This window comes from Comamonas terrigena NBRC 13299 (assembly GCF_006740045.1).
Classification (GTDB): Bacteria; Pseudomonadota; Gammaproteobacteria; order Burkholderiales; family Burkholderiaceae_C; genus Comamonas; species Comamonas terrigena.
The window spans coordinates 4,013,325-4,026,793 of the sequence record NZ_AP019749.1 but is presented as its reverse complement, the minus strand read 5'-3'; the positions used below and the strand labels follow the sequence as shown (position 1 = coordinate 4,026,793).

The 13,469-nt window shown below is 60.9% G+C and carries 5 protein-coding genes; all 5 read left to right on the top strand.

Going from position 1 to position 13,469, the window contains the following annotated elements; all coding sequences use genetic code 11:
• The first annotated feature begins 156 nt into the window (after positions 1-156).
• Positions 157-2,298, top strand: coding sequence for a type I secretion system permease/ATPase (locus CT3_RS18220; RefSeq protein ID WP_066541996.1), 2,142 nt, complete (start codon positions 157-159; stop codon positions 2,296-2,298).
• Positions 2,295-3,683 (top strand): HlyD family type I secretion periplasmic adaptor subunit, encoded by a 1,389-nt coding sequence (locus CT3_RS18215; RefSeq protein ID WP_066541990.1) that lies wholly within the window; start codon positions 2,295-2,297, stop codon positions 3,681-3,683. Before CT3_RS18220 ends, CT3_RS18215 begins: the two co-directional genes overlap by 4 nt.
• 38 nt (positions 3,684-3,721) lie before the next feature.
• Positions 3,722-4,360 (top strand): response regulator transcription factor, encoded by a 639-nt coding sequence (locus tag CT3_RS18210; protein ID WP_066541992.1) that lies wholly within the window; start codon positions 3,722-3,724, stop codon positions 4,358-4,360.
• Positions 4,361-4,668: 308 nt separating this feature from the next.
• Entirely contained in the window at positions 4,669-12,549 is a 7,881-nt protein-coding gene (locus tag CT3_RS18205) for a retention module-containing protein (RefSeq protein ID WP_098066271.1), read from the top strand.
• 157 nt (positions 12,550-12,706) lie between these two features.
• Positions 12,707-13,420 (top strand): transglutaminase-like cysteine peptidase, encoded by a 714-nt coding sequence (locus tag CT3_RS18200; protein ID WP_083520670.1) that lies wholly within the window; start codon positions 12,707-12,709, stop codon positions 13,418-13,420.
• Positions 13,421-13,469 lie beyond the last annotated feature (49 nt).

Sequence of the window (13,469 nt, the reverse complement as noted above, 5' to 3'; positions counted from 1 at the left end):
GAAAAAGATACCGTGGCCTCCGAGGCCGTGCGTCCGCAAGCGGATGCACACACCCAATCCGGAGCCCAATCCGAAGCCCAGGCCATACTGGCCGCTGCCGGAAAGATGGATGCCGATGCGGTGCGGTCACCGGGCCCCTCGGTGACGCTCCAGGGCATGCCGGCACCCCATACGGTGCATGACGATCCCTTGCTGGCCTGCCTGGTCGAAATCACGCGCATCCATGGCAATCCACTGACTGCGCAGGCCTTGAGCAGCGGCTTGCCTTTGGTGAACCAGCGCCTGACGCCATCATTGCTGGCACGGGCAGCACAGCGTGCACACTGCACGGCTCGTGTGGTGCGCCGCCACCTGGACCATCTGCCGGCGGAGCTGCTGCCGGCCATCGTATTGCTGAAAGGTGACCGCGCGGCCCTGCTGCTGCAGGTGCAGGCCGATGGGCGGTTGCTAATGCAGTACCCGGAGTCTGAAGGCGCGGTGCTGGTGGAGCGGGAGGTGTTGCAGGCCCAGTACGCCGGCGTGATGTGCTTTGTGCGTCCGCAGTTCCGGCTGGAAAAGCGTTCCATCCAGGCCGGAACGGAGGCGCGCAGCAGCCACTGGTTCTGGGCCGTGATCTGGGAGAACTGGCGCCTGTACCGTGATGCGCTGGTGGCCGCAGTGCTGATCAATGTGTTTGCATTGGCCATGCCCATGTTCTCCATGAATGTGTACGACCGGGTCGTACCCAACAATGCGTTTGAAACCCTGTGGGTGCTGGCGATCGGCATCGGCCTGGTGCTGCTGTTCAACTTTGCGCTGAGCACCTTGCGTTCCTATGTGGTGGATACCGCCAGCAAGCGTGTGGACGTCAAGCTGTCCGCCCAGATCATGGAACGGGTGCTGGACCTGCGCATGGAGGCGCGGCCCGCTTCGGTGGGCTCGTTTGCGTCGAACCTGCGCTCGTTTGAATCGGTGCGCGACTTCATTGCCTCGGCCAGCCTGACCACGCTGGTCGATCTGCCGTTTGTGCTGCTGTTCCTGGCCGTGCTGGCCTGGATCTCGCCGTGGATGCTGATTCCGCCGGTGGTGGCGATTGCCGCCGTGCTGGCCGTGTCGTTTGCCGCCCAGGCACGCATGGAAGCCATGACCATCAAGACCTTCCAGGCGGCTTCGCAGCGCAATGCGGTGCTGGTGGAGTCGCTGACCAATCTGGAAGCCGTCAAGACCCTGAACGCCCAGGGCAGCGTGCAGCGCCTGTGGGAGAGCTCCACCGAATATCTGGCCTACATGGGCGGCAAGATCAAGCTGATCTCCTCGGCCACGGTGAACTTTGTGCAGACCATGCAGCAGATGGTGTCTGTGGCAGTGGTGGTGATCGGTGTCTATCTGGTGCAGGACGCATCGCTTTCCATGGGTGGCATCATCGCAGCCTCCATGATTGCAGGGCGCTGCCTGGCGCCGCTGGGGCAGGTGGCAGGGCTGATGATGCAGTACCAGAACGCGCGCACCTCGCTGAACTCCATCGACAACTACATGAAGATGCCGGTGGAGCGCTCGCAGGACAAGGAATATGTCAGCCGCCCGAACCTGCAGGGGGCGATCGAGTTCCGCAACGTCAGCTTCTCCTACCCCGGCAGCAAGCAGCCGGTGCTCAGCAATCTGTCGCTGAAAGTGGCTGCCGGTGAGCGTGTGGGCATCATCGGCCGCATTGGATCGGGCAAGAGCACCCTCGAAAAGCTGGTGCTGGGCCTGTACCAGCCGACCGAAGGTGCGGTGCTGGTGGATGGGGTGGACGTGCGCCAGATCGACCCCAGCGACCTGCGCCGCGCCATCGGCCACGTGCCCCAGGACCCCATGCTGTTCTACGGCAGCCTCAAGCACAACCTGCTGATCGGTGCGCCGTTTGCCAGCGAAGACGACATGCTGCGCGCCGCCCACCTGGCCGGTGTGAACGAATTTGCCGACCAGCACCCCGATGGCTACGACATGCCCATCGGTGAGCGCGGCGAGTCCTTGTCGGGCGGCCAGCGCCAATCCATTGCGGTGGCGCGCGCCATGATCCATGACCCGGCAGTGCTGTTGCTGGACGAACCCAGCAGCAACCTGGACAACCAGAGCGAAGCCATGTTGCGCCGCCGCCTGATGGAGGCCGGCAAGGGCAAGAGCATGCTGCTGGTGACACACCGCACCGCATTGCTGGAACTGGTGGACCGCCTGATCGTGGTGGATGGCGGAAAGATTGTGGCCGATGGTCCCAAGGACCAGGTGGTTCAGGCCCTCAAGCAAGGTCGTATCGGAAGCGTGGCAGGGCGGGCATGACTGTGAATATCAAAGACAAGATCGCAAGCCGTCTGCGCCGCGGCATTCAATGGCTGATGGATGGCAGCGAAGCTGTCAGCCAGCACAACGCGGCCGACTTTGCGGCCGATGCGCAATGGGCCACCGGCCAGCAGCAAGCCAAGGGCTCGCGCCTATTGGTCTGGGCATCGCTGGTGGTGGTGCTGGTCCTGCTGGTCTGGGCCTGCCTGGGGCATATCGACGAGGTGGTGCGCGGCCAGGGCAAGGTGGTTCCTTCGCGCCAGGTGCAGGTGGTGCAAAGCCTGGACGGCGGGGTGGTGGAAGAAATTCTGGTGCGCCCCGGCCAGCATGTGGAAGAAGGCCAGGTGCTGCTGCGCATCGACCCCACGCGCTACAGCGCTTCGCTGGGGGAGAACAAGGCCGAAGTGCTGTCGCTGAAAGCCAAGGCGGCACGCCTGGAAGCCCTGGCTTCGGGCGAGGTGATGCAGATGCCGGAGGAAGTCATGACGGCAGCCCCCAAGCTGGCGGAAATGGAACGCCGGGTCTGGGAAAGCCGCACGCAGGAATTCAACACCACCATCAACATCGCCCGCGACCAGCTGCGCCAACGCCAGCAGGAGCTGCGTGAAACCCTGGCCAACCGTGACCAGGCATCGTCCAGCTGCAGCCTGACATCGGAAGAACTGGCGGTGACCAAGCCGCTGCTCAAGAGCGGTGCCGTGTCGGAAGTGGACCTGTTGCGCCTGCAACGTGACGTGGCCCGTTTCTGCGGTGAGGCCAAGGCGGCCGGCGCCCAAAGCGACCGCATCCGTGCAGCCATTCAGGAAGCGGAGAAGAAGATTCAAGAAGCCGAGCTCAATGTGCGCAACCAGGCGCGTGTGGAGCTGTCGGACGCCCGCGCCAAGCTCAGCTCCCTGGAGCAGGGCCAACTGGCGCTGCAAGATCGTGTGAAGCTGGCCGAGGTTCGCTCCCCCGTGCGCGGCACAGTCAACACGCTGATGGCCAATACCGTGGGCGGTGTGGTGCAGCCTGGCAAGGACATCCTGGACATCGTGCCTACGGATGACACCTTGCTGCTGGAGGTGCAGATCAACCCGCGAGACATTGGCTTTCTGCACTTCGGGCAAAAGGCCGAAGTCAAGTTCACTGCCTACGACTTTGCCATCTACGGCGGCTTGAGCGGTCTGGTGGAGCAGATCGGTGCCAACACCATCACCGACGAGAAGGGCAACTCCTTCTACATCGGCAAGGTGCGTACCGAGCGCGCCCATGTGGGTGACGATTCGCGCCCCATCATCCCCGGCATGCAGGCCGAGGTGCACATCCTCACCGGCCAGCGCACGCTGATGCAGTACCTGCTCAAGCCCATCCTGCGTGCCAAGTCGAATGCCTTGACCGAACGCTAGCTCACCTAAAACGAAGAAATGATCTGGGGGGAATTGGAATGTATGCACTGCCCGTTTTGATGCTCACACAAGATGCTGCGCTGTGGCAGCACTGGCAGCAGGTGGCAGGCCCGCAGTGGCTGCCTGCACGCGGCACCAGCTTGGCGGATCTGGAGCGCTGGAAACAGCAAGGCCGGCATCTGGCCATTCTGGATGCAAGCCTGCCGCAGCTGCCGCAATGGGGCGATGCGCGCTGGAGCAGCCTGCTGGGCGAGGTGAAGCTGCTGGTGCTGAGCAGCCGTCCCAGTGATGACGTAGGCCGACAGGTGCTAGGGGCCGGTGCCAGCGGTTATGCGCATGCCTATTCCACCCCGGCAACGCTGGGCAGCATCTTGCAGAGCATTGCCACCGGCAATATCTGGCTGGGTCGTTCCTTGCTGCAGCGCTTGCTGCAGGATGTGGGCACCCGTCTGCCTGAACCCGGGGTGCAGTGGGCCGATGCACTGTCCCAGCGCGAACAGGAGGTGGCACGCTTTGCGGCCATGGGGGACAGCAATGCGGAAATTGCCGACCGTTTGTCCATCAGCGAGCGGACCGTGCGTGCCCACTTGTCGGCCATTTTTGAAAAGCTGCAGGTGAGCGACCGCCTGATGCTGGCCCTGAAAGTGCACGGCATTGGCAAGAAAACGCCTGCGTGAGCTGTACATCGGGTTGCAGTAAGAGTGCGGTGTACGCAGCTTGGGTAAGCATAGATTGCTATGTAATTTGATGTCTTGAAGGGCGCAGGGACACCTGCGCCCAGAAGCAAAAGGCCTGCCGTTTCGGCAGGCCTTTTGCGTTCATGGGCCGTATCAAATCCGTTCAGAACGACCGTTTGGCGGCGCAGCCAATCACTGGCGCCGCCGCCAATAGCAACGAAGCAGGTGGCTTCCTACCATGCCTCCCAGATGCCTCATGAAGGTCATAGGCACAGGGCTTCTCACGCATTCACTCAGAGAGACAAATCATGGCAACCACCACCGTTCTCGTTACGCAGCTGACTGGTCAAGCATGGATCCGCGATGCGGATGGCAACCTTACCCCCTTGCGCACAGGCATGCGCATCCCGGTGGATGCACAGCTCGTGACCGCCTCCGGCAGTACGGTCCAGCTGCAAGCCGATGGTCAGCCGCCCATGACCGTGGGTGAGAACCAGAACGTGGCTTTGAACAAGGATGTGTTCGAGGATGTTCCCGCGGCCGAAGCGGCCGTGCCCGCTGCCGCTGATGCGCAGGTCGATGGCCTGATTGCGGCCATCAACCAGGGGCAGGATCCGTTGGCAGATCTGGAACCCACCGCCGCAGTGCTGGCGGGTGGTGGTGGTGCTGGCAGCAGCTTCACGCGCCTGTCCAGTGTGGTGGAAGTCACATCCCCGCTGGCGCTGGCCTACCCCCGCGGCACTTCGGAAGAGGTGCAGGACCGTACCAGCGGCGCTGCAGCGGTGCAGGCAGCCGCTGCGGATACAGCGGCACCCACTGAGCCTGCCACCTATGCCGGGCAGATCACCTTGAGCGCAGCGGCGCAGGTGATTGAAGGCAACCTGATCGTGGTGACTGCCACGGTCAACAACCCGCCCGTGGGCTCTGACCTGGTCATCACGCTCACTACCGGCCAAATCATCATCATTCCTGTGGGGTCCACCACCGGGAGCGTGGAGATTTCCACCCGTCCTGATGAAGCGTACCTGCAGGGCACGGATACCTTGACGTTCGAGGTAGGCGGCACAACGGGCGGCGGCTACACCAGTATTGACACCGGCAGCCCAGCCAGCACGGATGTGGTGGACGATGGTGACCAGACTGTGGCCACGCTGACCAGCGCAGGAGAGGGCAACGAAGATGCCGGCTCGATCACCTACACGGTGACGCTGAACAATGCCACGCAAGGTGCGCAGGACTTCAAGCTCACGCTGAGCAATGGCCAGGAAGTGACCATCACCGTGGCTGCCGGTGCAGCCACCGGTACGGTCACCGTGGGCTGGGGCACCGAACTGCCACCGGGCACGGTGGCACTGGAGGGCTACCCCGACTCGGACGTCTTCAAGGAAGACAACGTCAGCTTGACTGTCGACGGCTTTGCGGCCGATGGCAGCGGTGGCAATTTTGAAGACCTGGACGTGGTCAACAGCAGCACACCGGTGGTGATCGGTGACAGCATCAACACCACGACCGCCACGCTGACCAGCGCAGGAGAGGGCAACGAGGATGCGGGCTCGATCACCTACACGGTGACGCTGGACAACGCCACGCAAGGTGCGCAGAACTTCAGCTTCCAGGTAAACGGCCAGACCGTGAACGTCACGGTGGCCGCAGGCGCCACGAAGGGAACGGTGACGCTGGGCTGGGGCTCGGGTCTGACGGGTGATGCCGTTCCGCTGGCTGGTTACCCGAACTCGGACGTCTTGAAGGAACCCGATGCGAGCCTGGTGGCCACGGACTTCAAGGCCGTAGAGGAAGGCGGCAACTTTGAATACCTGGACGTGGTCAACGAAAGCACACCGGTGGTGATTGGTGACAGCATCGACACCACCACTGCCACGCTGACCAGCGAAGGTGCAGGCAATGAAGACAACGGCTCGATCACCTACACGGTGACGCTGGACAACGCCACGCAAGGTGCGCAGAACTTCAGCTTCCAGGTAAACGGCCAGACCGTGAACGTCACGGTGGCCGCAGGCGCCACGAAGGGAACGGTGACGCTGGGCTGGGGCTCGGGTCTGACGGGTGATGCCGTTCCGCTGGCTGGTTACCCGAACTCGGACGTCTTGAAGGAACCCGATGCGAGCCTGGTGGCCACGGACTTCAAGGCCGTAGAGGAAGGCGGCAACTTTGAATACCTGGACGTGGTCAACGAAAGCACACCGGTGGTGATTGGTGACAGCATCGACACCACCACTGCCACGCTGACCAGCGAAGGTGCAGGCAATGAAGACAACGGCTCGATCACCTACACGGTGACGCTGGACAACGCCACGCAAGGTGCGCAGAACTTCAGCTTCCAGGTAAACGGCCAGACCGTGAACGTCACGGTGGCCGCAGGCGCCACGAAGGGAACGGTGACGCTGGGCTGGGGCTCGGGTCTGACGGGTGATGCCGTTCCGCTGGCTGGTTACCCGAACTCGGACGTCTTGAAGGAACCCGATGCGAGCCTGGTGGCCACGGACTTCAAGGCCGTAGAGGAAGGCGGCAACTTTGAATACCTGGACGTGGTCAACGAAAGCACACCGGTGGTGATTGGTGACAGCATCGACACCACCACTGCCACGCTGACCAGCGAAGGTGCAGGCAATGAAGACAACGGCTCGATCACCTACACGGTGACGCTGGACAACGCCACGCAAGGTGCGCAGAACTTCAGCTTCCAGGTAAACGGCCAGACCGTGAACGTCACGGTGGCCGCAGGCGCCACGAAGGGAACGGTGACGCTGGGCTGGGGCTCGGGTCTGACGGGTGATGCCGTTCCGCTGGCTGGTTACCCGAACTCGGACGTCTTGAAGGAACCCGATGCGAGCCTGGTGGCCACGGACTTCAAGGCCGTAGAGGAAGGCGGCAACTTTGAATACCTGGACGTGGTCAACGAAAGCACACCGGTGGTGATTGGTGACAGCATCGACACCACCACTGCCACGCTGACCAGCGAAGGTGCAGGCAATGAAGACAACGGCTCGATCACCTACACGGTGACGCTGGACAACGCCACGCAAGGTGCGCAGAACTTCAGCTTCCAGGTAAACGGCCAGACCGTGAACGTCACGGTGGCCGCAGGCGCCACGAAGGGAACGGTGACGCTGGGCTGGGGCTCGGGTCTGACGGGTGATGCCGTTCCGCTGGCTGGTTACCCGAACTCGGACGTCTTGAAGGAACCCGATGCGAGCCTGGTGGCCACGGACTTCAAGGCCGTAGAGGAAGGCGGCAACTTTGAATACCTGGACGTGGTCAACGAAAGCACACCGGTGGTGATTGGTGACAGCATCGACACCACCACTGCCACGCTGACCAGCGAAGGTGCAGGCAATGAAGACAACGGCTCGATCACCTACACGGTGACGCTGGACAACGCCACGCAAGGTGCGCAGAACTTCAGCTTCCAGGTAAACGGCCAGACCGTGAACGTCACGGTGGCCGCAGGCGCCACGAAGGGAACGGTGACGCTGGGCTGGGGCTCGGGTCTGACGGGTGATGCCGTTCCGCTGGCTGGTTACCCGAACTCGGACGTCTTGAAGGAACCCGATGCGAGCCTGGTGGCCACGGACTTCAAGGCCGTAGAGGAAGGCGGCAACTTTGAATACCTGGACGTGGTCAACGAAAGCACACCGGTGGTGATTGGTGACAGCATCGACACCACCACTGCCACGCTGACCAGCGAAGGTGCAGGCAATGAAGACAACGGCTCGATCACCTACACGGTGACGCTGGACAACGCCACGCAAGGTGCGCAGAACTTCAGCTTCCAGGTAAACGGCCAGACCGTGAACGTCACGGTGGCCGCAGGCGCCACGAAGGGAACGGTGACGCTGGGCTGGGGCTCGGGTCTGACGGGTGATGCCGTTCCGCTGGCTGGTTACCCGAACTCGGACGTCTTGAAGGAACCCGATGCGAGCCTGGTGGCCACGGACTTCAAGGCCGTAGAGGAAGGCGGCAACTTTGAATACCTGGACGTGGTCAACGAAAGCACACCGGTGGTGATTGGTGACAGCATCGACACCACCACTGCCACGCTGACCAGCGAAGGTGCAGGCAATGAAGACAACGGCTCGATCACCTACACGGTGACGCTGGACAACGCCACGCAAGGTGCGCAGAACTTCAGCTTCCAGGTAAACGGCCAGACCGTGAACGTCACGGTGGCCGCAGGCGCCACGAAGGGAACGGTGACGCTGGGCTGGGGCTCGGGTCTGACGGGTGATGCCGTTCCGCTGGCTGGTTACCCGAACTCGGACGTCTTGAAGGAACCCGATGCGAGCCTGGTGGCCACGGACTTCAAGGCCGTAGAGGAAGGCGGCAACTTTGAATACCTGGACGTGGTCAACGAAAGCACACCGGTGGTGATTGGTGACAGCATCGACACCACCACTGCCACGCTGACCAGCGAAGGTGCAGGCAATGAAGACAACGGCTCGATCACCTACACGGTGACGCTGGACAACGCCACGCAAGGTGCGCAGAACTTCAGCTTCCAGGTAAACGGCCAGACCGTGAACGTCACGGTGGCCGCAGGCGCCACGAAGGGAACGGTGACGCTGGGCTGGGGCTCGGGTCTGACGGGTGATGCCGTTCCGCTGGCTGGTTACCCGAACTCGGACGTCTTGAAGGAACCCGATGCGAGCCTGGTGGCCACGGACTTCAAGGCCGTAGAGGAAGGCGGCAACTTTGAATACCTGGACGTGGTCAACGAAAGCACACCGGTGGTGATTGGTGACAGCATCGACACCACCACTGCCACGCTGACCAGCGAAGGTGCAGGCAATGAAGACAACGGCTCGATCACCTACACGGTGACGCTGGACAACGCCACGCAAGGTGCGCAGAACTTCAGCTTCCAGGTAAACGGCCAGACCGTGAACGTCACGGTGGCCGCAGGCGCCACGAAGGGAACGGTGACGCTGGGCTGGGGCTCGGGTCTGACGGGTGATGCCGTTCCGCTGGCTGGTTACCCGAACTCGGACGTCTTGAAGGAACCCGATGCGAACCTGGTGGCCACGGACTTCAAGGCCGTAGAGGAAGGCGGCAACTTTGAATACCTGGACGTGGTCAACGAAAGCACACCGGTGGTGATTGGTGACAGCATCGACACCACGACGGTGACACTGAGCGATTCGACTGTACTAGTTGGCGGGTTGATCACCATTACTGCGACCGTCGACCATGCTCCTAAAACGCAGCTGATTTTGAAGCTGAACAATGGGCAAGAAATCACGATCGAGGCAAACGCCACAAGTGGTACCGTGAGCTTTGCCAACACCAATGTAGGCGGTTCAAGCGCTGAATACAGCGTGATAGACCACGAAGGTGGAGATTACGAGGCATTGAACACGCTGGATACGGCGATCATTGACACGCCTGTGGTACCCAAGGATCCTCTGGCGGTCAAAGATACAGGTGAGATCAATGAAGGCGCCACGCAGCCAGCGACGGGGAATGTGCTGGATAACGACACCCTGGGTGATGGCACCAAGGCCGAACACAGCACCACATTGATCAGCAGTGGCCAAGGCCAATACGGCACGATCACGTTGAATCCCAATGGTGGCTATAGCTACCAGTTGAACAACAGCAATCCTGACGTCAAGCAGATGGCCGCAGGGGATACGCTGACCGATACCTTCACTTACCAAGTGACGGACAAGGATGGCTCCACGTCAACGGCGACCATCATCATCACCATCAATGGTCAGAACAACGATGCTCCGAAGCTGATTGTCGATCCCAATGGCAACGGTAATCTGCAAGGAGGCGATGCCAACGATGTGGTGATCGGCGATATGGGTGGGGATACGCTGGTTCCGGGGGCAACGGCCAATATCGTGTTGGTGCTTGATGCTTCCAGCAGCATGTCGATGGATGGTAGTACCCGACTTGCCACCATGAAGGCTGCCGTGGTTCAAGCGCTGAAGGACCTGGCAGCTTCAGGAGCCAAAGATGTGATGGTGCATCTGGTGACGTTCGGAACCAGTTCCAAAGACCTGGGCTCCTTCCTGCTTACAAGTAACGGCGTTGATAGCCAGAAAGCGTTGGATGATGCAATTGCTGCGGTGAATAATGTGCCTGCATATAAAGGCGGTGCATACGAGTACACCAATTACGAAGCCGGGTTGGATACGGCATATAAGTGGATCAATTCGACCTCAGGCACGGGAACCAATGCGCCGCCATTGAGTGGTGCCAGTGTTAACAAGCTGGTGTTTATCACTGATGGTGATCCAACCTATGCGCAGGACAACAGTGGAAAGGGTATCAATTACTTCGGAACGAACAATGGCGAAGCAAATGCCATGGCGCATGTTTTAGGGACATTCACTTCTTCTGACCCGAACAAAGCAGACTCAGACAGCGAAGTCAATAAGATCATTGGAAAGGGCTTCTCCATTGACGCCGTGGGCATTGATGTCAACAGCAGCACGGTGAATTTCCTGTCGCAGTTGGAAGGTGCTATCGGGAATGGAGCAGACAGCGTGTCGAATGGTGCGCAGTTGTCGACGGTGATCGGCCAATTGGTGGGCTCCAGCGGCGGTATCAATGCCGTGGGCAACGACACCATCCACGGGGGTGCGGGCAACGATGTCATTCTGGGTGACAGCATCTACTCCACAGCGGCAGACAAAGGCTGGGCAGCATACTTGGCAGCGCATCCGAACGCCACGGAAGCAGACCGACTGAATGACATTTACGCCAATCTCACCTCGGCTAACCCGACCTATGCCCAAGAGGGCACGGTGGGCGGTAGTGACACCTTGTACGGTGGTGCAGGCAATGACACCATTTTTGGTCAAGCTGGTGACGACAAACTGTATGGCGGAAGCGGAAACGACAAGCTCTACGGCGGAACGGGCAAAGACCTGCTGGTGGGCGGGACAGGCGATGATCTGTTGATCGGTGGAGCGGGAGCCGACACCTTCCAATGGTCGCTGGCCGATCTGGATGGTGGTGTGGACCGTGTGATGGATTTTGAGGTGACCAAAGTTACGGGGACACCGTGGAAATACACCGTCGATTTCAATGATTCCATTACCGGGTTTGATAACAACAGCAACGAGAACATCAAGATCACGATCAACGGGAAGACTTATACGGGAGTCAATACCGGGAATACTACGGGGAGTTCCGCTTCGGCCAGCAACACGCGCTTTGATTCGGCGGCAAACGACTTGCGGACTAAGTTGGAAGCCGACGGTTACATCGTGAGCTACGACACGGCGAACAATACGTTCAGTATCACTTCGGCGGACCATGCTCTGAACATTACTGCAGCGACTTCCACGGGCAGCGATACCACAGGTGATATCGTGACGACCCAGGTGGGTTCGTTGACGACTTACACCGGCGATGTCATTGATTTGAGCGATGTGCCGGGCAATCTGCTTACCTTTGCCGACGTGGGCGGGAAAGCCGCCTTGCTGGTGGGTTCTGTGGGAGGGGATGTGGTGCAAACCATTGTGTTTGACAACTACACCCTGGCGAGCCTGACATCACTCATGGGGACGAATACTGCGGGCTTGGCAAGCGCCCTCAAGAGCAGCGGACTGTTGTTGACCGGAGCGGATGCCGTGGTGGAAACGCACAAGGGCACTGGCGGAGATGACACCTTGCTTGGCTCTCCGGGCGACGACATCTTGCTGGGCGGTGCAGGCAACGACACCTTCAAGTGGAATGCCGGGGACCAGGGATCGGCCGCCGCGCCCGCCAAGGATGTGGTGCTGGACTTTGGCCATGGCAAGGACAAGCTGGATCTGAGCGATCTGTTGCAGGGCGAGGACAGTGCGACGGCGGATCTCAGCAAGTTCCTGCACATTGATGTTGAAGGAAGCAACACGGTGCTCAAGGTGTCCAGCAGCGGTGTCCTGAACGACACGCTGACCAACTTCGACCAGAAGATCACGCTAGAAGGTGTGCAATGGAATGCTGCAGATACGGCGGCAGACCAGAATGCGCTGATCAAGAGCCTGATCGACCAAGGGAAGCTGCAGGTGGGGGGGCAACCACTGACGACGACGGATGCCAGAGAAGGACATCGTCCTTCTCTGGCGCTGCCAGGTGCTGAATGCAGAACAAGAGCGCGCATGGGCATGGCTGCATGCGCTCTTTTTTTGTTGGCACAGGCGGGCTGGTGGTTGACGGAGGCACTGGGATAATGTGCGGGCACCGGCATGTGCCCTGGGGGCGAGCGGTGAAGCATTTGCACACTTCAGTTTTTTACGGTGCACTGCAGCCATGGGCCTGCTGCGTGGCAGGCTGTGCTTGTTTGTTTGTCTGATTGCTCCCGCCCGGGAATCTGCCTGGACTTTTTTCATGCCCCTGTGTGTGCCCCGTCTTTTGCCAGTGCGCCGTGCGGCGCTGTGGGCATTGCGCACGGTGGCAGTGGCGGCGGTGCTGTCGGTGGGCGCCTGGCGCGCGCCGGATGTGCAGGCGCTGGAGTTCCATGTACAGCAGATGCGCCAGAGCATTCAGTCCCGCTTTGGCGAGGGCAGCGTGCAGCGGCTGGATGCCTGGCTGGCCATGCTGGAGAGGTCGGCTGGGCGCAGCGTGCAGGGGCAGTTGCAGGCGGTGAACGATTTCTGGAATCAGAGCGTTGTGGGCGGCGAAGACCAGCAGATCTGGGGCGAGGCCGAATACTGGGCCACCCCGCTGGAAACCCTGGGCAAGCGCGCGGGCGATTGTGAGGACTATGTGATTGGCAAGTACTTTTCACTGGTGCGCCTGGGCATGCCGGTGGAAAAGCTGCGTTTCATCTATGTGCGCGCCCGGGTGGGCGGCATGGGCAGCACGCAAAGCATTGCCCACATGGTGCTGGGCTATTACGAAACGCCGCAGTCCGAGCCCCTGGTACTGGACAACCTGCTGGGCACCATTCTGCCTGCCAGCCAGCGCAAGGATCTGACGCCTGTGTTCAGTTTCAACGCCCAGGGCATTTATGTCACCGGGGCGCAGCCCGCTTCGGTGGAACGCATCAGCCGCTGGAAAGGCTTGATGGGGCGCATGCAGCAGGAAGGCATTGTGCCGTGAGCCCGTCACGCACGGGATAGGCCGGACTGGTGGAGTAGGTGGAATAGGC